The 23,916-nt window shown below is 67.8% G+C and carries 7 protein-coding genes and 1 pseudogene; all 8 read right to left on the bottom strand.

The annotated features are described in order from the left end of the window. Positions 1-239: 239 nt before the first annotated feature. Positions 240-4,514 (bottom strand): annotated as a pseudogene (locus tag AC1PLA_RS11140) (amino acid adenylation domain-containing protein); the annotation flags it as partial. Beyond that, entirely contained in the window at positions 4,511-7,567 is a 3,057-nt protein-coding gene (locus AC1PLA_RS11135) for a non-ribosomal peptide synthetase (RefSeq protein ID WP_349780774.1), read from the bottom strand. The gene AC1PLA_RS11135 and the pseudogene AC1PLA_RS11140, both read right to left, overlap by 4 nt. A 28-nt stretch (positions 7,568-7,595) precedes the next feature. After that, the gene (locus AC1PLA_RS11130; protein ID WP_273664671.1) at positions 7,596-8,678 is read right to left on the bottom strand and encodes a class I SAM-dependent methyltransferase; all 1,083 of its coding nucleotides are present in this window, start codon (positions 8,676-8,678) and stop codon (positions 7,596-7,598) included. After that, positions 8,671-9,726: a TauD/TfdA family dioxygenase gene (locus AC1PLA_RS11125; protein ID WP_481104551.1), complete on the bottom strand. Its 1,056-nt coding sequence runs from the start codon at positions 9,724-9,726 to the stop codon at positions 8,671-8,673. Before AC1PLA_RS11125 ends, AC1PLA_RS11130 begins: the two co-directional genes overlap by 8 nt. Further along, the gene (locus tag AC1PLA_RS11120) at positions 9,723-11,297 is read right to left on the bottom strand and encodes a condensation domain-containing protein (protein ID WP_481075417.1); all 1,575 of its coding nucleotides are present in this window, start codon (positions 11,295-11,297) and stop codon (positions 9,723-9,725) included. The genes AC1PLA_RS11125 and AC1PLA_RS11120 overlap by 4 nt, the downstream gene beginning before the upstream one ends. A 29-nt stretch (positions 11,298-11,326) precedes the next feature. Further along, entirely contained in the window at positions 11,327-16,474 is a 5,148-nt protein-coding gene (locus AC1PLA_RS11115) for an amino acid adenylation domain-containing protein (RefSeq protein ID WP_374151288.1), read from the bottom strand. Between the two features lie 12 nt (positions 16,475-16,486). Continuing rightward, positions 16,487-22,819: an amino acid adenylation domain-containing protein gene (locus AC1PLA_RS11110; RefSeq protein WP_481104550.1), complete on the bottom strand. Its 6,333-nt coding sequence runs from the start codon at positions 22,817-22,819 to the stop codon at positions 16,487-16,489. Positions 22,820-22,877: 58 nt separating this feature from the next. Continuing rightward, a complete protein-coding gene (locus AC1PLA_RS11105) occupies positions 22,878-23,792 on the bottom strand; it encodes a methyltransferase domain-containing protein (protein ID WP_104576180.1) in 915 nt (304 codons plus the stop codon). Between the last annotated feature and the right edge of the window lie 124 nt (positions 23,793-23,916).

The following is a 23,916-nucleotide window of genomic DNA, read 5'->3' as shown; positions in this document are numbered from 1 at the left end:
CCCAGCGACAGCACGCCGCCGGTGAGCAGGTCGACGCGGTTGTCCAGCCATACCTGCGGGGTCTGGCCGCAGGCGTAAACGCTGCGCAACGTGCTGGGCCTGGAGACGAAATCCACCGCCGCCGCATCGGCGTCGAAGATCAGGCTGGTGAACACCACCGGGAGGTAATAGGCGAAGCCGTGTGTGCGTCGCAGCTCGCGCATCAGCTCGATGCCGCTGACCAGCTGATGTTCGGCGCCGAAGCGCAGCTGGATGTGCGCCTGTGCCAGCAGGTCGGCGAAGTTGCCCGCCGCCGATCCGTCGAATTCGCCGATGGTGAAACTCGAGAACGGCCCGACCACGCGGTTGGTCTGCGCATGCAATTGCATGCGGCTGAACGTGGGAATATTCAAAGTGAAGCGCGCGTTGGCGCTCCACGCCGAGACGATGCGCACGTAGCCCGCCAGCGCAACGTCGACGATCGACCGGCCCAACGCGTGGGCGCGCTCGCGCAGGCGCCGGGTGGCTGCGGCGTCGAGCTGCGCGTTGAGGTTGCGCACCTTGGCGGTCGCGCCCTGCCCTGGCCGGTGCAGCACCGGCAGCTCGGGCGCGGGCGCCAGCTTGCCGATCCGTTCGGTCCAGACGGCCATCGAGCGCGCGTACGCGGGCGTGGCGGCGAGTTCGCGCGCCGCCAGGAACCAGTCGCGGAACGAAAGCTGCAGTTGCGGCGGGTCGAGCACGGCGTCGGGGTCGTCATACAGCGCGACCAGTTCACCGAACAGCAGCCGCTGGCTCCACCCGTCGAGGAAGAACGTGTCGATGCTGACGTGCAGCCGGATGCGGTCGCTGTCGCGGACGGTGGCGCGGACGTCGAATCCGGGCCAGCGTTCCAGCGGAAGCACCTGGTGCGAGAGCTCGTCGCGCAACGCCGACAATCGCTGCCCCGCGTCGTATTCGTCCAGGTCGCGCAGGTCGATCACGTCGATGCGGTAATCGGGAACCTCGGCCAGGATCTTCTGCTGGCCGTCGGGAGTCACCACCGCGCGCAACATGTCATGGCGGTGCACCAGCGTGTTCCACACGCGGGTGAAGCGGCCCAGGTCGAGTCCCTCGGCCTCGATTTCGAAGTACGCGTGGATCGACACCTGGCCGAAACGGAACGCATCGGTGCGCCCGACCCAATAGGCCTGTTGCAGGTCGGTCAACGGGAACGGCTGGCCACGGCTGGCCGGATCCGGGATCGCCTCAACGCTGGTCGACTCGTCGACGGGCTCCGCCGCCAGCGTACCGATGTGGCTGGCCAGCGCGGCCACCGTGGGATTCTGGAACAACGCGGCGATATCGAGCTTGCGCTGCAATTCCTTGTCGATGAGAAAGAGCATCTGCAGCGCGGCCATCGAATGGCCGCCCAGCGAGAAGAAATCGGCACGCGCGCCGACCGTGTCCAGATTGAGCACACGCCGCCAGATATCGGCCAGTTGTTTTTCCAGCGGCGTGGACGGCTGCGCGTCGGGCGTATCCAGCGGGTGCAGCGGGTGCAGCGCCGACAGCGCCTTGCGATCGAGCTTGCCGGTGGCCAGCGACGGCAGGCGCTGCATCCGGATCAATTGCGAGGGCAGCATGAACTGCGGCAGGCGGGTTCTGAGCGAACCAAGCAACTCCTGCTCGCCCAGCCCGCTGTCGGAAGAATAGAAGCCCACCAGCAGGTGTCCGTCGCTCGCCGCCAGTGCGGCGGCCTGCGTCACCCGCGCATGCGCGAGCATCGCGCTCTCGATTTCACCCAGTTCGATGCGCCTGCCATGGATCTTGATCTGCTGGTCGCGACGGCCGACGAAACTGCATTCGGCGTCGAGACTCAGCCTGGCCATATCGCCGGTCATGTAGACCCGTTCACCGGGCGCTCCGCCGAGCGGGCTGGGCCGGAACCGGTCTGCCGTCGCCGCCGGCAGGCGGCTGTAGCCGCGCGCCAGGCCGTCGCCGGCGATCACCATTTCGCCGGCGACGATGGGCGGCACCGGGAAACCCAGGTCGTCGACGAGCGCGGCACGGGTGTTGTGAATCGGACGTCCGAGCGGTACGCCGCCGTGCGGCGCAACGGTGTCGGTCACATCGACGGCGGTGACGTCGGCGGCTACCTCGGAAGATCCGTAGAAGTTGTAGATCCTGGCGCCGGGCACGCTGTCGCGGAAGCGTCGCACCAGGTCGGCATCCAGCGGTTCGCCGCTGCAGACCCAGTGGCGCAGCGCGGGCAAGCTCGCGCCCAGGTCGGGATCGAGCGTGAGCAAGGTCGCCAGCAGCGACGGAATCAGCACCAGCCGGCCGACCTGTTCCTGCGCCAGCGTGCGCAGCAGTTCGGCGACGTCGTGGCCGGCACGCTCGTCGACGATCGCCAGCGGCCGGCCTTGCAGCAACGGCCCCACTGCCTCGCAGATGCAGTCGACGAAATTGAGCGAGACCCGGTGGGCCAGGATCTCGCCGTCGCGATAAGGCTGGGTGTCCCACATCCATTGCAGCCGGTTCAGCAGTCCACGGTGCGGCGAGATCACCGCTTTCGGAATGCCTTGCGAGCCGGAGGTGAAGACCACGCAGGCGCTGTTGTCGGGGTGCAGCCGCGGCCGCAGCAGTGGTTGCGGGTCATGGTGTTCGTCGCCGTCGACGACCACCACCTGTACATCGAACGACGCGAACCGCGGCGCCTCCGCCGCGGTGGCAAGCAGGACGCGGATGTCGGTGAGATCGAGCAATTCGCGGATGCGTTTGTCGGGATAGTGCGGATCGATGTAGGCATAGGCTCCGCCCGCGATCAGGATGCCGAGCAGCGCGGCCACCGACTCGCACGAGCGCGCGATCGCGCTGCCGACCACGCGCTCGGGACCGACGCCCGCCGCGCGCAGGCGGCCGGCGATGTGCAGCGCCCTTCGCCGCAGTGCCGCGTAGGTCACCCGCCCTTGCGCGGCGATCAGCGCCACGGCGTCCGGCCTGGCCACCGCCGCATCCAGGAACAGCGAGCCAAGGTCGCGCTGTGCCACGTCCACCGGTGGCGCGGCGTTCCACAGCGCCAGCGGCCCGGCGCAGGCGCGCGCGCACTCGGCGCGCAACCGGGTCAGCGTGATGGACGGATCCGCGGCGACCGCCGCGGCCGCCAGCGAATATTCGGTCATCATCTGCCGCACGGTCGATTCGTCGAACAGCTGGGTGTCGTAGGTCACCGAAAACCACAGCGTGTTCTCGTGCTCGGTCGCGGTGATGTCCAGGTCGAACACCACCGGCGCGCGCGACAGTGCGATCGGCTCGCCAGCGAGGTCGGCGAAACTCGAGCGCGGCAGCGAATCATAGTGGTAGGCGATGATCGCCTGGCACAGCGGCGCATGGCTCAGGTCGCGCGCCGGCTGCAGGTCTTCCACCAGCTTCTCGAACGGAACGTCCTGGTGCTCGAAGGCGTCCACGACAGTGTTGCGCACGTCCTTGAGAAAGTCGGCAAAGCGCATGCGCGCGTCGATCGTCGAGCGCATCACCAGCATGTTCAGCACCGGGCCGACCATGCGTTGCAGCTCCGGCCGCGCGCGACCGGCCACGGGTACGCCGATGGCGATGTCGTCCTGGTTGGAGTAGCGCTGGAAAATCAACTTGAACAATGCCAGCACGATCACGAACGGGGTGGTGCCGACCTGGTTGCACAAGGCCTTCAGCCCGCCCATCACCGGCGGCGGCAGTTGCGCGAACACCTTGTGACCGCTATGGGATTGAACCGTGCCGCGGTTGCGGTCGGTGGCCAGGTTCAGTACCGGCACGCCGCGCAGCTTGTCGTGCCAGTAGCGGCGCCGCTCCTCCTGGCGACCGTCGTCGGCCATGTCGCGCTGCCATTGCGCGTAATCTCCGTATTGCAGCGATGGCGGCGATGGCGAGGACGGCAGGCCGAGCACGCACTGGGCGTAGCACTGCGCCATTTCCTCGATCAGCACCGCCATCGACCAGTCGTCGCCGATCAGGTGATGCAGGGTGAACAACAGCACGTGGTCGTCGGCCGCCAGCCGGATCAGCGCGACCCGCAGCAGCGATGGAGCGTTCCTCAGGTCGAACGGCCGCAGCGTATCGCTCTGGGCCAGCGCGGTCGCGGTGCGCCAGGCCTGGTCCGCATGCAGGTGGCTCAGGTCGACCAGCGGGATCAACCGGCGCCGCGCCGGCAGAACCTGCTGGCGCAGGTGTTGTCCGTGCATGGCGAAACGCGTGCGCAGCGGCTCGTGGCGCGCGACGATCGCCGACAGGGCCGCTTCCAGCGCGGCCGGCTTCAACGCCCCGCGCAGGCGCACCGGGTGCGGGCAGACGTAGATCGGCTTGAGCGGATCGAGCTGGTTGACGAACCAGATCCGCTCCTGGGTGAAGGACAATGGAAAGCTGTCGCGCTGCGCAGCCGCCGCGATCGGTGCGTCAGGCGCCGGCGCGTGTGCACCCGGCAGGTCCGTGACGGCATCGTCCGCAGCAGGCACCGCCTGCCGCGCGCTTTGCGCGCGCCAGTCGGAGAAGCTGCGCTTCATGAGCGCGACGACTCCGGTTCAGACTCGGGCCGGTCGTGCGCCTGCGGTTGCGCCTTCAGCGCGTCGATCATCGCGGAGAAACCGGACAGCGTCGGCGCATCGAACAGGCCACGCAGCGGCACCTGCACCTGAAGCTCTTCGGCGACCCGCGCCACCAGCTTGGTCAATAGCAGCGAATGACCGCCCAGGGCGAAGAAGTTCTGCTCGGCGTCGACCTCTTCCACCTCCAGCAGTTCCTTCCAGATGACCGCCACGGTCTGCTCGGTGGCGGTGGCCGGCGCGCTGCGCCTGGGCGTCACCTGCAGCGATGCCAGCGCGCTGCGGTCCGGTTTGCCACTGGCGGTGCGCGGCATCTGCGCCAGTACCACGAAGCTGGTCGGCACGACCGTGTCAGCCAGTCGCGCACGCAGGTGCCGTTGCCATTCGGCGCTGAAATCATGGGTGGCGTCCTGGTCGGCGCGCAATTCGACGAATGCCAGCAGGGCCTGGTGCGCCTGCCCGTCGTCGCGGCTGAGCATGACCTGGCACTCGCCGACCGCCGGATGCTGCAACAGCGCCGAACGGATTTCCTCCAGCTGGACGCGGACCCCGCGCAGCTTGACCTGATCGTCCTGGCGACCGAGAAAATGCGCGGCACCTTCTTCGTCCCAGAAACCGAAATCGCCGGTGCGATACAACTGGGCGCCAGCCAGCGCCGACCACGGATGGGGCGAGAACACCACCGCTGTCGCGGCGGGCTGATGCAGGTAACCGCGCGCCAGCCCGGCACCGCCGATGCGGATCTCGCCGCCCACCCCGATCGGTGCGGGCAGGCCGGATTCGACGATGAACATCTCGCCACCGGCGATCGGCTTGCCGATCGGGATCGAGCCGCCGTGCGGCGCGTCGCCGCTCCACCACGATGCGTCGATGCAGGTTTCGGTCGGCCCGTACAGATTGACAAACTCGGCGTCCAGCACCTGCGCCGCCTCCTGCCGCAGGCGCGCCGGCAACACGTCCCCGCCGCAGCACAGGGTCCTGAGCGAAACCGCGCCAGCAAACCCGGCCGACAACAGCGCCTGCAGCAGGCTCGGCACGGTTTGCATCACCGTGACCTCGTTGCGCACGATGGTCTGCAGCAGGCCGTCGACGTCGAAGTTGGCGTCCGGTGCGCACTGCACCAGACAGGCGCCGGTGATCAGCGGCGCGAACACTTCCCAGATCGAGGCATCGAAACTCAGTGGCGTGCGCTGCAGGACGCGATCCTGCGGGCCGATGCGCAACGCGTCGACGATCCACGCCATGTGGTTGGCCAGCGCAGCGTGCGGGACGGCGATGCCCTTGGGTTCGCCGGTCGAGCCCGAGGTGTACAGCACATACGCCGCCTGCTGCGGATGAATCGCCACCGGGGGCAGCTCCCGCTGCGCCGGCGCACCGCCGTCGCAGTCCAGCAACGGCGCCGCCGTCGCCGCGGCCAGGGGTTGCAGCGCTCCCCGGGACGCCGGCGTGGTGGCGATGAACGCGGCCGGCCGCGCGCGCGCGACGATCGTTTCGAGCCGCTGCGGCGGTGCCAGGCGGTCGAGCGGCAGCAACACCGCGCCGGCCCTGAGGATGCCGAGCACGGCGACGATCGTGTTCACGGCGTCCTCGGCCAGGATCGCCACCACCTGCTCCGCGCCGATGCCGTGGTCGAGCAGATCCTGCGCGACGCGCCGGCTGGCACGTTCGAGTTGGGCGAACGAGACCGCGCCGTCCACCGCAGCGATCGCGATCCGCTGCGGGAATCGTTGGGCGATGGTTGCGAACGCGACATGCACCGGCGGCGGCGCGTCGCCTTCCAGCGCCGGCCCCAGGCACACCGACTGCAACAGGTTGCGGGTTTCCTCCACGCCGGCGATCGCGACCGTGCCGCCGGCCACGTCGGGCTCAACACAGACGCGTTGCAGCAGTTCCACGAACGCCGTCGCGATACGCCGGGCCTGGGCAGGGCTCAGGCGTGCGCTGTCGAAATCCAGGTCGATCGCAAGCGTGCGCCAGCCCAGCCGCAAGCGGAAGGTCTGGCTGCAGACGTAGTCGTCGACGATCCGCAACGGCGAAGCCGCTGCGTGTGCATCGGTTTCCAGCATTTCGAAGACGAACGCCGGCAATTGCGCGTCATCCGGGCCGATCGCGTTGTCGCCCCCGACGAAGCAGTCCTGCCACGCATCGGCGTCGAACAGGTAGCGGTCGGTTTCCTCGATCGCCGAGCGCAGCGGGATGGCCGCATGGAACGGGAGCCGCAGCGGCAGCGTGCGCGCCAGCGGGCCGATCACCTGCTGCAAGGATTCGTCGGCGCGTCCCGCGCTGACGATGCCGAGCAACACCTCCGGCGCGCCGGTCATCCGCGCGAGCAGGGTCTTCCAGGTCGCGACCAGCACCGCCTGCACGCTGACCCCGAGCCTGCGGGCGAGCGCGGCGGCGGCCGTGGCGAGTGCGGCGTCGACGGGAAGCGACAGCCGCGACGGAGCGAAGCGCGCATCGGAATCCGCACGCTCCAGCAACAGTCTCGGTATCGCCGGCGGGTTGGCCAGCCGGGTCCGCCAGAAGGCGACGCCGACCTGGGCTTCGGGTTCACGCAGCAGATCCTGCTGCCATTGCACCACTAGCGCGTAAGGCACCGATTCGGGCAGCGCAGCGCCGCCATCGCCCAGTAACGCGTTCAATTCCGCGACCAGGTTGTGCAAGGTCGCGCGATCGGCCACCACCGCGGGCAGGCTCAGCTCCAGCCGGGCGCCGTCCGGGGTGTTCGATCGCCGTGCCCGCAAGCGGCTGCCGACCCCGATGTCGATCGGCCGTGCCGTCGCCTGCGCGTCGCCCTCGCCCGCGTCGTGGTGACCGGCGTCGTCGGCCAGCTCGTCGAGTTCGGCGCGCAGGATCTCGTGGCGCTCCACCAGGGTGCATAAGGCCGCGGCGAGCGCCGTGTCCTCGATTGCACCGGAGATCTGCGCGGAGCATTGCGCCACGAAGAACGTCGCGTCGCTACCGAACTGGCATCGCAAGGTGCGGCGCTGCTGGCTGGAGAGAGGATGGGTCAAGTGCGTGTCCATAGTGTCGTCCACAACGTTAGTTCCAGCGTCGCAAGACATTGCCGCCGATACGCCGGGTGCAGTGTCGGAGGGCAGCGTTTTTCCCGGCCACGATGGAAAAGCCGGTGGGCTTCAACTTCAATTCGAGCGCCCGCAGCTGCTTCAGCGGATCGAGCGCGTGCGCGCGGCGGCGAATGTCCGCATGCTCGAACGCGGCCTCGGGATAGATCGACAGCTCGCGCTCCAGTCCGTCGGCCAGCCGGTGCAGGTCGAACAAATGGCTGTGGCCCATGCAGTTGCAGCCGTTGACGCCGGCCCAGTCCAGGCCGGTGCCTTCGAGCAGGTCCAGTGCCTGTTCGATCCGCATGGTATGCACCACCGGATGCAGGTACGCGTCGGCGAGCTTGCTGCGCCGCCACTCTTCCGCATCGTCCAGGCGCGCGCCGGTGGCGCCGTATTGATCGTCCGGCAGGACGCAGCCCAACGCATCGACAACGGCGATACCCTGCTGCAGATCGTCGCCGTCGCCATGGAACACGGCGACCAGCTCACGCTCGAGCATGCGCTCGAATTCTCCGTATGCGTGGTAGAGCCAGGCATACAGCAGGCCGTCGTCTGACAGCGCCCCGGCCAGGGACTGGAATCCGCTGCGCGGCGACGGCAGGTGATGGATCACGCCCGTGGAGACGATCAGGTCGTAGCGGCCGGCGATGTTTCCGTGCGACAAGTCGCCTTGCAGCAGGGTTACATTGCTCAGGCCGTGCCGTGCCACCAGCGACGCAGCCACGTCCAGAGACGCGGTGGACAGGTCCAGGCCGGTGAACCGGGTGTGCGGGAACTGCCGCGCCATGCCGACCAGGCGGTGCCCGGTCCCGCAGCCGGCATCGAGCACGCAGCGGCCGTGCAGCGCGCCAGGGCCAAGCAGCATCTCGATGGCGTTGGATACATCGCGGATCGGCGCGGCCTGCTCGCGCGATGGATACGGATAGCATTCGTACAGCGCCCGCACCGCGCCGGTCGCGTCGGGTGCTGTCACGCAGCCATCGCCGGTCGCTGCCTCGGCACCGCGCTGCCGACGTTCGAGCCAGCGCCGGCGGTAGTCGTCGCCGGCGTTACGCATGCGCGCGGATCCACTCGTTGCTGTTGCGCCGGTCGTAGGGATGGCCCATGGCAAATAACAGGTTGCGCGGGCCGACGTAGGCATCGCGTCCGTGTGCGACCTTCATGTTGTCCAGCATCAGCAGATCGCCGGCCTGCCACGCGAACGCACACCGCTCCTGCTCGTACGCCTCGCGGATGTTCGCCAGCACGTCTTCTTCGATCGGCTCGCCGTCGCCGTAGTAGGTCTGGTGTGGTAGCTCGGACTCGCCGAACTCGGACCGGATCATGCGCTGCATCTGCAGGTCCAGGCTGGAAAAGTGCCAGAACAGCAGATGGTTCAACCACAGCGATTCTCCGGTCGTGGGGTGCCGGCTTTCTGCGGGGCGCAGGATCCGCGTGCGCAAGCGTCCGGCCGCATTCCATTCGAAACCGATGTCGGCGTCGTCCAGCAATCGTTCCAGCGTGTCGCGATCCTCGCATTGGTAGACGGTCTGCCAGGACTGGCCGACCTCGGCGACGAAATTGCGCACGTACAGCCAGCCGCGTTCGCGGAAACGTTGCACGATCGCCGGATCGATCCGGCGTTGCACGCCGCCGCAGTCGGCGATGGGCGTGTTGCCGCCGCTGCTGGCCGGCACGGTGCAATGGAAGAACACCCGCATCGGGAAGAGCCTGCTGTACGAATGCTCGTTGTGCAGCAGGATCGTTTCTGTCTCCGGATAGTCGGTGGACGTGCGGATGTTGCCGCGCACGGCGGTGCGCGGCGACGTGTTCTCGCGATAATCCATCGGCTCGCCGATCAGGTTGCGCACGCAGCGTTCCATGTCGACCGCGCCATGCACGCTGAAGCCTCGAAACAGCAACGCGCCGCGCGTGTCTGCCAGCGCATGCAGCGATGGCGCCGCGGCGGCGAGCCAGGCGGCCAGATCGATCGGACGCTTCGGGGTGACGAAGATCGGAAGTTCGTCGTGATTGCTCGCGATCTCGACCAGATCCAGCAGCGCATCCTGTTCGGCAGGCAGCGCTGACGCGGGAGTAACGACCTTCCGATAGTCGCTGAACTTCACTGTTGGACGCCTCTGGTGTCGAGGGACCGCTGGCCGAAGCGGCGGGCTCTCATCGTCAGGTAATTGGCCGCGGCTTCGCGCTCCGCCGTGGCCGCCACTGCGTATAGCTGTTTCAGTGAGGCATCGCCTGTCTCGGCGAGGAGACCGATCAGGCCCTGGAACTGTAGCAGAAGCATGTCGGCTTCGGCCTTGGCGACAACCGCGTCGTCGTGGCGCAGCACCAGCACCGGGCCCGCAGCGGTGTCGCTCACGTACATGCTCAGGGGAAATTCGTTGGTCGCGACCTGCAGGTCCAGCAGTTCGGCGCGGCGGGTACCGTACAACGCGAGGTCGCGGTACGGCGCATGCAGCGGTGCACCGTGCATGCCGAACATCACCTGCGGCCGGCCGCCACTGCCGTCGCGGTCCAGCAATCGAGCGATGCGCTCGGGCGGCACCTCGGCATGGCTGCAGGCCTCGAACGTCACCCGTTTCACCTGCCTGGCCAGGTCGAGCAAGCTGTTGTCGTCCTGAAGTTCGCAGCGCAGGGTCAGGCGCCTGACGAACATGCCGATCACCGATTCGCGCTCCACGCTGTCGCGATTGACGTAGTCGGTCGCGATCACCAGATCGCGCCGCCCGCTGCGATGCCGCAGTACTGCCAGGAATACCGCCAGGTAGGCGGCGAATACGGTGACGCCGGTCCGCCGGCACCAGGCCGTGATGCGTTGTGCCTGGGCCAGGTCGAGTTGGCGCACGACCACGCTGCCGGTGGTCGCGGCCGGTGCCCTGCGCATGTGCGGGAAAACGTTGGGGTCGGCGCCGCGCAGCCGGTCCTGCCAATAACGCAGGTGGCGGGCATTTTCCTGCTCGTCGCTGGCCAGGCGCTGTTCGACCGCGTAACGGGCGTACTGGATTTCCGGCGCGGCAAGCCCGGCCGGACGGCCGCGCCGGAATGCCTCGTAAGCGAAAACCAGTTCGCGCAGGAACAGCCCCAGTGACCAGCCGTCGGCGGCGATGTGGTGGCGCGATATCACCAGCCAATGCCGTTGCGGCTGCAGCTTCAGCAGCAGCGGGCGCAGCGGCAGGTCGCGCCGCAGGTCGAAACGTCGGTGGATCTCGGCGTTGGCGATCTGTTCGGCGACGCGTTCGCGGTCCGCTTCGGCCAGCGCACGCAGATCCACGATCGGCAACGGCACGTCGACGGCCTCGCCGATCACCTGCGCCGGCTCGGCGCCGCCGGTATACACGGTGCGCAGGATTTCGTGCCGTCGCACGATGTCGGTCATCGCGCGCGCGAGCGCTTCGGGCGCGAGCGGGCCGTCGATCCTGAAGGCGAGCGCGAGATTGAATTCCGGCGAATCCGGAGCCAGTTGCTGCGCCAGCCACACGCGTTGCTGTTCGAACGAGAGCGGCAACCCGGACTGCGGCGACGGCGCGACGGCGGCGTTCGCAGCGGCGAGCAACGCCGGCTTGTGTGCCTTGATCGCGGCCTGCATGGTCGGCGTGAGGACGCCGGCCGGCGCGTTGAGTCTGAGCTGCGTCGCATCCGCTTCGACGGCGATGCCCAGGTAGCGCAAGCCGTTGAGCAAGTGCGGGCCGTCACGGGAGGGTGACGCGTTCATGGCCGCGCCCCACTAGCGCGGCGTGGACGCTCGCGCAGCGCGCTCAGGCGTGCAGCGGCCCGGCGTTGCGGCGTATCGCCGTCGTCCTGGTGTGCGTTCGCCGCATCCAGATGGCGCGCCAGGCCGCGCAGCGACACATGCCGCAGCAGATCCGCGGCAGTGACCTTACGTTGGAAGCGATCGCTGACCAGGCGCGCCGCGGTCAGCAGATTCAGTGAGTTTCCGCCCAGTTCGAAAAAGCTACGATCGGCATCGACTATGTCGCTCTGCAGGACCAGCTTCCAGATCCCGACCAGGACGCCTTCGCTTTGGCTATGCGACGGCGTCCGCTCTTGCCGGTCCAACAGCAACAGGCGGGCCCGGTCCAGCCTGCCGTCGGCGGCGAGCGGCAGCGCACGCACACGCAGCAGCGACTCGGGAAGCATGTACTCAGGCAGCTGCTCGGTCAGGCGCTGCATGAGTTCGGTCTCGATGCCGATGGAGCGGCTCTCGTCGACCACGATGTACGCCGTCAGCGACGATCGGCCCGCATCGTCGGTGGCGATCCGCGCCGCGGCCGCGCGGACCCGCTGATCCGCGCGCAACGCGCCTTCCAGCGATGGCAGCTCGATGGCGCGGCCATGCAGGAGGGTGTCGCCGTCGGCGCCCAGGCAATACAAGGCGCCGTCGGCGCCGATGCGCCCGAAGTCGTCGGTCAGGCAGCGTCGCGCTCCGGCGATTTGCGACGCCGGGTCCGGTTGGAATCGCTCCGCCGTCCATCCGGGTTGCCCGAGGTAGCCGCGCGCGATGGCCGCACCGCGGATCGCCATCCGGCCGGTCGCGCCCAACGGCGCGTCGGCGTTTTGCCGACGCAACAGCTGCACGTTGGCGCGCGTCGAGGGCGTCGCAATCGGCGCGAACAACGCACGACGTCGCACAGGATGCAGGCCGGCCGGGTCGGCAGATTCATGCTCCCAGACGGAGACGGTGGCCACGTCCCACCCGGCAACGATCGCCGGCGCCGGCAATGTCTTGCGGTCGAGCTTGCCGTTCGGAGTCAACGGCATCGCCGGCAGCAGCACCAGCGCCGCCGGCAGCATCGGTGTGGGCAAGTGTGCGCGCAGGTGCTGGCGCAGTGCGTCCAGGTCGGGGGATTGCGCGCCCGCGCCGGTCACGTAGCCCACCAGCCGCGCGTGTGCGCCCGTGCCGTGCAGCACCACCGCCGCTTCGCGGACCTGCGGCCAGTCGCGCAGGCACGCTTCGATCTCGCCCAGTTCGATGCGATGGCCGCGCAGCTTCACCTGGCTGTCGTTGCGGCCCAGGTAGTCGAGCGTGCCGTCGGCGCGCCAACGGCCCAGGTCACCGGTGCGGTACAGCCGTGCGCCCGGCGTCGGCCCATGGGTGTCGACCACGAAGCGCTCGGCGGTCAGGCCTGCACGCGCTTCGTAACCACGTGCAACGGCGATGCCGCCGATGTAGAGTTCGCCCGGCACGCCGATCGGGACCGGTGCGCCATGCGTGTCCAGCACGTAGATCCGTACGTTCGCGATCGGGGCGCCGATCGGCACCTCGCCCGCTGGCGGCAGGTGCGCGCAGGCGTAGGCGGTCACGTCCACCGCCGCTTCGGTCGGACCGTACAGGTTATGCAGGCCTACCTGCGGCCACCGCGCGGCGAACCGCTGCGCCAGTTCGCGCGACAAGGCTTCGCCGCTGCAGAACACCTGTGTCAACGATGTGCAAGTCGAACCGGCACCGACCTCTTCCATCCCGGCGCCGACTTCCCTGGCGCCGATCTCTTCCACGAAAGCATCCAGCATCGAGGGCACGAAGTGCAGCGTGTCGATGCCTTCGCGCTCGATGAGCGCATGCAGATAGCCTGGATCGCGATGCCCGCCCGGCCGCGCAAACACCAGCCGGGCGCCGGCCAGCAGCGGCCAGAAGAACTCCCATACCGACACGTCGAAACTGCACGGGGTCTTCTGCAGGACGCTCTGGCCGGGTTGCAACGCATAGGCGTCCTGCATCCAGCGCAGCCGGTTGACCACGCCGCGGTGCGCGTTCATCACTCCCTTCGGCCGGCCGGTCGAACCGGAGGTGTAGATCACGTAGGCCAGCTGCGCGTTCGTCAGTCCGGGTACCGCGAGGGCGGCACCGGACAACTGCGCCCAGGTGTGCGGCTGGTCCAGCCACACCTGCTGCGCGGCGCCGACCAACTGCGCCGGCACCGGCGTGCGCTGGGTCTGCAGCACCACCGTCGGCCGGCTGTCGTGCAACATCTCGGCCAGGCGCTGCGGCGGCGCGTCCGGGTCCAGCGGCACATAGGCGCCGCCAGCCTTGAGCGTGGCCAGCAATGCCAGCAACAACGGTACCCCGCGCTCCACGCTCACCGCCACGCGGTGCTCCGGGCCGACCCCGCAGGCGCGCAGATGCCGGGCCAGCCGATTGGCACGCCGGTCCAGTGCGGCGTAGCTGACCTGCTCATTGGCATCGACCGCGGCGATCGCATCGGGCGTGCGCGCCACCTGCGCTTCGAACAGCGTGTGCACCAATCCGTCGGCACAGGCGCGGTCGGTGGCGTTGAAGTCCTGCACCACCTGCCGCCGCGATGCGGCGTCCAGCGACGGCGCGTTCGAGGGTGCCAGCTGCGTATCAAACGGTTGCGGTAAGCGGATGAGATCTGCAATTGCCGGTCCATCCACCCTGCCCCGCGCCTGCATCGTCTCGCCGCGATCGCGCCGCCTGATCACGGCGACGCTGGACACCAGGGCCGATTCCGCGCAGGCATGGCCGTGCACGACGCGTTCGATCGAAACCTGGGAAAACAACCGGTTCAATGTGTCCGCGTACAAGCTCTCCGCGGTGATCACGATCACGCGCAAGGAGACAGGCAGCCCGCGCGCTTGCAGCATGCGGTCGACGACGCCCGGAACGGCGTGCATTACATCGGGTTCGGTGCACATCAGCGCTGCGGCCGCGTGCACGGTAGCTTGCGTGGCCACGAGCGTGCCGCCGCAAGCCAGCGGCAGGCATAACTCCATCAGGAAAGCCTGGTGCCATGGCGCGGCGGTTGCCAGCAAGCGAGCGCATGACGCGCGTTCCAGGTTCGCCGCCAGCGCCTCGACGGCGCGCACCAGCGCGCGATGCTCGATCGCGACGGCACCGGCCTGCGCGCCATCGCGCACCCGAACCCAGGCCATGCTGGCCGGCGGTGGCGCCGGCGGTGCGGCCTCGCCCGCGCCGGCCGCTATGTCCTGCCAGCGCCACAGCGGCAACACGCCAGGCACCGCACGATCGGCCAGCACCGCGAGCGCACCGACCTGCGCGAGAACGACGTCGACCTGCGCGGCTGGCCACTCCGGATCCAGTGCGAGCGGCGCGGCGCCGGCACGCATCAACGCGAGCGCGGCGATCCGGCACTCGACCGGATCGCCGATGCAGAGCGCCACTACCGTCTCGGTTCCGACCCGCATCCGCATCGCCGCCGCGGCCCGATCCACGCGGCGGCGCAGCCCCGCATAGCTCCATTGGGTGCTCGCGCCATCCTCCGAAATCGTCTCCAGCGCGATCGCATCGGGCCGGTCCTGTGCGTGCCGGTACAGCATGTCGACGATGGTCGACGCGCCCTGGGCCAATGCCTGCATCAGGTCAGGCGGCCGCTCCACCGGCAGCGCGTCGATCGACGACGGCAGCAGCGCAGGCAGGGCTTGCAGCAGCGCGACATAGCGACGCTGCAAGCCGGCGATGGCGTTGGCGGCAAACGCGCCGCTGCGGTACTCGAAGCGGACGGCCAGGCAGTCGGCGGCCTCTTCCAGGAACAGCGTCAAGTCCCGCACCGGCGCGACGAAACGCGACTGCACAGGGGTGACCCGCAGTCCCGGCACCTGTTCCGACGCCAAGGAAACATCCGCACGAATTTCCACACCCACGTTGAACGGCAACGCATGCGGACCCAGCGACGGGCGGATCCGGTCCAGCACCAGCTGGAATGGCACGTCCGAATGCGCGACCGACGCATTCCAGGCGATTTTCATCCGCGCCAGCACGGCATCCAACGTCGCCGCCCCGGACAGGTCGCAGCGCAGCACCAGGGTGTTGATCAGCAAGCCGATCAGTGCTTCGTCGTCGGGATGCGGCCTATGCACCACCGTGGTGCCCACGCACAAGTCGTCCTGGTCGACGTATTCGCGCAATAGCACGAACAACGCGGTCATCAGCAGCACTGGAAGCCCGACCCGGCGCGAACGTGCATGCGCGCGAAGCGCGTGCAGCGCCGGCGCCGCGAGCACGGCCTGCTCGCTGGCGATCGCGTCCTGTCCCGGATCCGCGGTCGAGGGCAGCAAGGTCGGGCGCAGCCCATGCAGCTGGCTCTCCCAGAACCTCAGCCCGTCGGCGAATCCGTCGCCATCGGCACGCGCGGATTCAGCCGCGGCATAGTCGCCAAACCGCTTGCGCAGCGGGGCAAGCGCGCCGGTCCCACCGCGCGTGTAGGACACGTACAGCGCGTGCAGCTCGCGGGTCAGAACCTGCACCGACCAGTGGTCGCAGACCAGATGGTGCAGGCTCAGCACCAGCGCGTGACGCCGCGGTGCGCGCACGATCAGCAACGCGCGCAGCAATGGCCCGCGCCGCAAATCGAACGGGCGGCGGCTCTCCTCGTCGCACAAGCGCGCGGCCACGGCGTCGCCATGGACCAGGCCGCTCAGGTCGATGCAGGGCAGCCGCGGCAGCGCGTCCGCACCGGCAACCAGCGCGCAGCGGTCCTCCGGACCATCGACGTGCGCGCGCAGGACGGGGTGACGGCGCGAAATTTCTTGCAGCGCCTGTTCCAGCGCGGCGAGATTGAGTTCGCCGGCCAGTTCGGCCTGTCCGCAGATGTTGAACGCGCGCGTTTGCGGAGCGATCAGGCAACTGCGCCAGATGCGTCGTTGTTCGAAGGTGAGCCGCGTTGCTCCGGCATCGCCCGCGTTCGCCGGCGCAACCTGGGCCGGCGCATGCGTCGAGGTCCTGCGGATCAGCTGGCAGATATCGTGCTTGACTGCGGCGAGTCTGGCGAGCTGATCCGGGCGCAGCCCGGGCGCGGGACAGGAATAGCGCAGTGCGCCCTGATCTAGCCAGAGGCGCACGCCCGACGCGTTGAGTTCCGCCAGAAATTCGGACAAAGACATCGTGCCCGCCCGCTAGACGCTGCCGACAACGTGATCCGATGCGCTCCGCTGCTGCGCCTGGCTCCACAGGGTGGCTTCGATCACTTCGGCGACGCGTTCGACGTTGAGGTCGTCGGTCATCAGCAAGTTGATCGGAAGTTGCACTTTGAACGCGCTACGCATGCGGGCCATGATGCGCATCGCGCGCAAGGACTCTCCTCCCAGTTCGTAGAAATGCTGATCGATACCGACCACCGGCACGCCGAGCACCTCGGACCAGATGCCCGCCAGAACCTCTTCGGTGGTGGTGCGCGGCAGTCTGATCTCGACGTTGCCGACGCGCTCCTTCGGCGGTTCGGGCAGCGACTTGAGGTCGAGCTTGCCGCTGACCGTGGTCGGCAGGGTTTCCAGGCGCACGTATTGCGCAGGCAGCATGTACTTCGGCAGCTTGTCGCGGGCCAACTGGCTGAGTTCGTTGATGAGCGCCGGCTCGTCCCGGGTGTCGGCGAGGATGTAGGCCACCAGCCGCTTGGCTCCGTCCTTTTCCGAACGCACCTGCACGACCGCGCGATGCACGTCGGGATGCTTGCCGAGTACCGATTCGATTTCGCTTGTCTCGACCCGGAACCCGTTGATCTTGACTTGGCCGTCCATGCGGCCGAGGAAGTCGAGGCGGCCGTCGGCCATCCAGCGCACCAGATCGCCGCTGCGGTACATGCGCCCGCCGGGCGTGGCGGCGTACGGATTGGGCACGAAACGCTCGGCGGTCAGCGCCTGGCCTTGCACGTAGCCGTCGGCGAGTCCGGTTCCGGCGATATGCAGTTCGCCGGCGACACCGACCGGCACGGGGAAGCCGAATGCGTCCAGTACCAGCACCTGCGTGCCCGGAACGGGTTTGCCGATAAGCACCGACGGGCACAGCGGCGTGGCCTCGCCACGCGACACCGTCGACCATACCGTGGCTTCGGTCGGCCCGTACTCGTTGAAGAACGCCACCTTCGGCAGCGTGCGGCTGTGGCATTCATACAACTCGGCCGGACAGGCTTCGCCGGCCATGATCACGGTCTTCAGCGCCAGCGGACCGAGATCGCGGTGCTGTTGCAGCAACGCGTCATACAGCGAGGGAATGCTCAGCGTGTGGGTGATCTGTTCGTCGAGTACCGCGTCTTCGACCGTGGTCAGGTCGACGCCGGCCGATTCGGGTTGCAGCACCAGCCTGCCGCCGTCGACCAGGGTCCAGAAAATGCCGGCGACCGAGCTGTCGAACGCATACGAGGACAGCAGCAGGAAGTTCTCCACGCGCTCCAGGTAGAACTCGCGCCGCGCCAGGGTCGAATTGATCAACGCACGGTGCGGAATCTGCACACCCTTCGGCCGGCCGGTCGAGCCGGAGGTGTAGATCACGTAGGCAGGACGATCGCCCATATCCGGCAGCGCCAGGTTGTGTCCAGGCAGTGCGTCGAGCGCTTCGCTCTCGCGATCCAGCAGCAGCGGCCGCGCACCGCCGAGGCCGGCGATCTCGACCAGATCCGAGGTCGTCACCACGATTGCCGATGAGATGTCCTGCAAAGCCAGCTCGATGCGATCCTTGGGATTGCTCGGATCGATCGGCACGTAGGCCGCGCCGGCCTTGAGCACGCCGAGAATCGCCACGGGCATCCAGACCGAACGGTTCAGGCACAGCGGCACCAGATCGCCCGGGCGCACGCCGCTCTCGCGCAAATGTCGCGCGAGCTGGTTGGCTTTGCGGTTGAGCGCGCCATAGGAAAGATGTTCCTCGCCCTGGGTGACGGCGACGCGGTCCGGGGTGGCGCGCGCGACGGCCTCGATCAGGCGATGGATACCCTGGCAGTCCGTGGGCACTTCCGGCGTGGCGCTCCAGTCGTGGGTGAGCTTGCGCAGATCGGCGTCGCTGATGAAAGGATCCTCGTCGTAACGCCCGTTCGGCGCGGCGACCATGCTGTCGAGCACGCTCAGGTAGCATTGGCCGATCACTTCCATCAACTCGGCGGTGTATTGCAGGCTGTCGTACTCGACCCGCATTCCGAGCAGTTTGGTGACCGGGGCCAGATAGGCGTTGATGCAGTACGGGAAGGTGGATTCGCCGTAGACCTTCAGCCCCAGCAACTCAGCGTCGCTCCAGCGCTGCAGCACGTCGGCAACGTGGTAATGGTTGTAGAAGAACAGCGTTTCGGACAGCGGCTCGTTGCCGGCCTGGCGTTTGAGCTCGGCCATCGGATAACGCCGGTACGGCAGCAGTTCCTGCTCGCGCTTGAGCACTGACTGGGCCAGTTCCTCCCAGGTGCCGCCGGGCATCGGCAGCCGGAACGCCAGGCTGTTGACGAACAGCCCGATCACACCGTGGCCTTCGCTGTTTTCGGGACGGCCGTTGCCGACCGTGTAGCTGAGCACGTCCTTGCCGCCGCCGAACACGCTCATGACCCGCAGATGCACGGCCAGCAGCAGCGTCTTCAGCGGTACGCCGAATTTCTCGGCCAATGCCTTGACCGAATCGGACAGCTGTTGGGAAATCGGGATCTCGAACTTGATGATCTTGCGTGCGCCCTTGTCTGCCTTGAGCCGTCCGATCAGGCGCGGCAGGTTCATCAGCTGCGCGTCGTCGAGGTACTTGAGCCAGAACTCGCGGAAACGCTCGGTCTTCAACGCCACCTGTTCCAGCGCGATGGCCTCGCGGAAGGTCGTGGTCGGCAGCGGTGCCTCGTAGGGCTGGCCGAACACTGTGGACAGGTAGTGGGTCAGCAGCTCGGTCACCATGAACGCGTCGCTCCAGCCATCGATGATCTCGTGGTGGAAGCTGTAGCCGAGCTGGAATACGCCGTCTTCCAGCAGGTGCACCTGGTAGCGAATCAGCGGATAGCCATCGAGGTCGAAGCCGGTTTGCTTCTCCTGCTCCATCCACTGGTCGACCGTCTCGTCCTGGGACTGCGGCGACTGGCCGCGCAGGTCGTCGAACCGGAACGGCAGCTCGAATGTCTTGTGGATCAGCTGCAGCGGCCGGCTGTAGGTGGACAGGTCGAACGACGTCCTCAACAGCGGATGACGCTCGACCAGCTCCTGGATCACCTTGCGCATGAGGTCCAGGTCGAACGGCGCGCGGATGCGATAGGAGCACATCGCGTGATAGACGGCCGATTTCGCCGCGAACTCGCGGTGATAGATCATGCCCTCCTGGAGCAGGTTCAGCGGATACGCGTCCTCGATGTCGTCGGACATCGCCGCACGGTCCTGCGCGGAAATCAGGCTGAACGGCACGGTGTTGGGCGCCGATTCCAGCAACGGATCGCCCACGCGCACCTTCGCTGCCAGCTCGCGGATGGTCGGGCTGCGATGGATCTGCGCCACCGAGACCATCAGCCCCATCTTCTGCGCAAGCGCCGAGACCTGCACGCTGCGCAGCGAATCGCCGCCGAGGACGAAATAGTTGTCGTCGATGCCGATGCGCTCGGATTCGAAGATCCTGGCGAAGATGTTCTGCAGGACGCGCTCTTCCTCGTTGCGCGGCTCCACGTACGGCGCCAGCGTCATCACTGCGTTCTCGGGCGGCGGCAACGCGGATGCATCGCGCTTGCCGTTGCGGTTGACCGGAATCGCGGCGACGGTGATGAACGACGACGGCGTCATCGCGATCGGCAGCCGCTGCGCCAGCCAGTCGCGCAGGGCTTGCGGATGCACGCTCTGGCCAGGCCGCGCGACGATATAGGCGACCAGCCGGCGCTCGCCGCCGGCATTGGTGTAGGCCACGACGAACGCTTCCGCCACCGCGGGATGTTGCGACAACGCCGCTTCGATTTCGGACGGCTGGATGCGTACGCCGTTGACCTTGATTTCCTCGTCGACGCGGCCCAGGAACACCAGCGCGCCGTCCTCGCGGCGGCGGACGAAATCGCCGGTCTTGTACGACAGCCCCGGACCCCAGGGGTTGGCGCGGAACCCTTCCAGCTGGTCGGCGCCGGTGTATCCGATGGCAATCCCTTTGCCGCCGACGTGCAGTTCGCCGGGCGTGCCGATCGGGACCGGCTGGCCGTGGCGGTCCAGCACGTACAGCGCGGTATTGGCGATCGGATGGCCGATCGGCACCGCACCGTGTTGATCGGCCGGCCCCAGTTCCCAGGCGCTGCAGCCGACCGTCGCTTCGGTCGGGCCGTACTCGTTGAATACGCGCATCGTCGGCGCGTGGCTGCGAATGTCCTCGAGCATCGCCGCTTCCAGCGCTTCGCCGCCGATCACCAGCACGCGAATACTGTTGTCGAGAGTGCCTGGCGCCATCAGCCCGCGCAGGGTCTTCAGATGGGACGGGGTGATCTTGACCAGGCTGTAATCGCTGCCTGGCTGGAGCGCGCGCGCCAGCGCGGCGACGCCGTCGTCTTCGGGCAGCAGGACCACGCGCTGGCCGACCGTTAACGGCGCCAACAGGCTGGTGATGGTCAGGTCGAACGCGATCGAGGTATGCACCAGGGCGCCCTGCCCGCTGGCCAGGCCGTAGGTCGCGGCAGACCATTTCACGTAGTTGCTGAGCGCACGGTGCGGAATCGCCACGCCCTTGGGCCGGCCGGTGGAGCCGGAGGTGAACAGGACGTAGGCGACGCGTTCGCCGTCCTCATTGGCGGTCTCGGCTTGCGGCGGTGTCTGCGGTTGCGAACCGGTCGCGTCGAGCTGGTCGATGCGCAGCACCGCCACGCCCGGCGGAACCCGCTCGGCCAGCGCCGCTTCGGTGATCACCGGCGGCAACGACAGATCGGCGAGCAGGGCCTGGAAGCGTGGCGTGGGATGTTCGGGATCCAGCGGCACGTACGCGCGCCCGGCCTTCATCACGCCGAGCACGGCGACCAGCAACTCCGGAGTACGGCGCAGCAGCACCGCGACGTGATCCTTGCCGGCGGCGACGCCGTCTTGCGCGCACAGCGCCTGCGCCAGCCGTTCGGCGCGCGCGTCCAGCTCGGCGTAGCTCAGGCTGTCACGGCCATATACGACTGCGGTGTTATGCGGTGTATCGCGCGCCTGCTGCTCGAACAAACGATGGAACAGCTCCGAGCCCGGGTAGACGGTCGCGGTCTGGTTGAAGAACTCCAGCAGCCGGGTCTTCTCGCCTTCGGTGACGATACGCAGGCGATCGAGCGCGAGATCCGGCTGTTGCGCGATGTCGGCCAGATAGGCGGTCAGCCCGTCGGCGATGCGCTGCGCTTCCTCGACCGACCAACGTCCACGGTCGAACTGCAGCACCAACGCGTACTCGCCCGCTGCGGAGCGTTCGACCTGCAGGCTGAGCTTGCGCGGTGCGCCTTGCCGGGCCACGTGCGCAACCTGCACGCGTCCAGCGGCGGCGCCCGTGCCCAGATCGAGAAAATCGAAACCGCGCACCGCATAGGCATTGCCAGCGCCGACGTCGGGTCCGGCGTAATCCTGATGGGCGCGGATGCCGTCGACGACACCCATGAGCTTGCGCAATGTTTCGCCGAACACGTCGCTGTCGCGCCATTCCAGATCGACCGGAAGCCGCTGTTCGAAGGGGCCGATCGCGCGCTCCAGCTCGGCATGGGTACGGCCGTCGAAGCTGGATTCCACGCGCGCGGAGCTGGCACCGTCGAGCCGTCCGCAATAGGTCAGCCACGCGCACAGCAACGCCTCGCTCAGCGACGCGCCTGAGGTCTGCGCGATGCCTGCCAGGCGCTGGGCCACGGAGGCATCGAACGCGACGCTGACCTGCCCGGTGTCGACCGGCGCCTGGTCGCCGCCGTGTGATGCCTGGTAGGCAGCCGCGGCTTCCCAGAACGACCGCGCCGCGGCGTGCTCTTCGGATTCGAGCAGACTGTTGCGCCAACTGGCGTAGTCGGCGTACTGGTAACCGTCCTCGCCGGCGTCCGCGGTGCCGGCCAGAATCGTGGCGAGCTCGCCGGCGATCCGTACGATCGAACCGCGATCGACCACCAGCGGCGAGGCGGTCACAACCAGCGTCAGGGCATCTTCACCGCTGCGCACACAGGCGGCGCGCAGCAGCGGCCCGTGTTCGAAATCGAATGGTTTGCCGGCCTCTTCACGACACAGCTCCTGCAGCCGTGCAGCGGCGTCGGCATGATCGCGCAGGTCGGCACCGTCGCTCCAGGCACCGCCGTCCTCGACGATCACCTGCAACGGATCGCGCATGCCCGGCAACAAGGCGAAGCGCGTGCGCAGCGACTCGTGGCGTCGTTCCAGTTGCGCGAACGCCGCCTGGACCCGGCCCTCGTCGTAACCGGCGATGCGTACGACCCCTTGCACATACGCCTTGGCGTCTGGACGCCGCAGGGATGACCACAACAGGCTCTGCTGCGGCGAGCAGGTGAATCCTTGGATTGTGATGTTTGACATGGGAAATTGGTCTTCAGTCAGCGTCGGATCGGTTCTGCCGCCCGCGAACGGGCAACGATTATTCTGAGCGCCGGCAGTACAGCACCGGGTAGCGAAGCTTGAACTTGCTCAATGCGGGCCCTGCTGAGGCGTCGGAGGTCGCGGCGTCCAGTTCTTCGGCGATCAGGCCGTGGCACATCTTGAAAAAAAGCGCTCGCCGGGCGAGCAGTTGCTGCATCTGTTCGGCGCTGTCGTCGGCCACCAGCGCCTGCAGTTCGCGGCCGTTGAACCGCCGCCATGCCGCGGCCAGGCCTTCGTTGATGGTCGATTCAACCGGCGCGCTTTCGCCGATAACGTCGATCCCGACGAAGCCGGCCGCCTGTGCGAGTTCGACGTATTCATCCAATGTCGGCCAGTAGTAGCCGCTGCAGCCTTCCTGCGACAAGGCGTTGCTTATCCTGGTCTGCAAGCGGCAGATCGCGTCGCTGCCGGTCTCGATCTGGGACACGAACACGCCGCCTGGGCGCAGGCCGGCGTGGATACTGCGCAGGATCGCGGCCTGCTGGTTGTATCCGCAGTAATGGTTGACCAGGCGCATGGACGCCAGATCGGCGTCGTGCAACGGGCATTCTTCGATGTTGGCGAGCCGGGTATCGAGATTCAGCGCACGCGCATCCTGCAGGTAGCGCAGGTTGGAATCCACCACGGCGACGTCGCATTCCCGCCCGGCAGCCGACAGCGCGTTGCGCATCGCATCGGCGAGCACGCCCTGGCCGCCGCCGTAGTCGACGTAGCGAACTGCCTGCGGCAGGACGGGGAGCGCGTGTGCAAGGGCGGTGGCGGCAAATGTCTGCGCTTCCTGGCGCGAGGCGAAGAAGGAGATGGCCTCGGCTAAATTGGTACGCTCCCGCAGATCGCGCACGGTGCCCGCGGCGGTCGGCTGGAACCCTGACGTCTGCTGTCTCGCGTCGGCATCGCCGGCGTGTCGAAACATGCCACAACCTCCGGTTGCAAATCAGAGAGGAGCACTTCCTAATTCGTCGCCCTAACGCTTTGCGTGGCCGGCGGACCATCGGATAGTGGTCCTGCTGGAAGGCGGCCAAGCCCGCTTACATCAT

This window comes from Xanthomonas sp. NCPPB 1826, assembly GCF_056725285.1.
This window is presented reverse-complemented; position numbering and strand designations above follow the sequence as displayed.

Bases quoted from the DNA above. Each gene is read 5' to 3' on its own strand.
- AC1PLA_RS11110 (WP_481104550.1), bottom strand. From the start codon at position 22,819: ATGTCAAACATCACAATCCAAGGATTCACCTGCTCGCCGCAGCAGAGC.
- AC1PLA_RS11115 (WP_374151288.1), bottom strand. From the start codon at position 16,474: ATGTCTTTGTCCGAATTTCTGGCGGAACTCAACGCGTCGGGCGTGCGC.
- AC1PLA_RS11130 (WP_273664671.1), bottom strand. From the start codon at position 8,678: ATGCGTAACGCCGGCGACGACTACCGCCGGCGCTGGCTCGAACGTCGG.
- AC1PLA_RS11105 (WP_104576180.1), bottom strand. From the start codon at position 23,792: ATGTTTCGACACGCCGGCGATGCCGACGCGAGACAGCAGACGTCAGGG.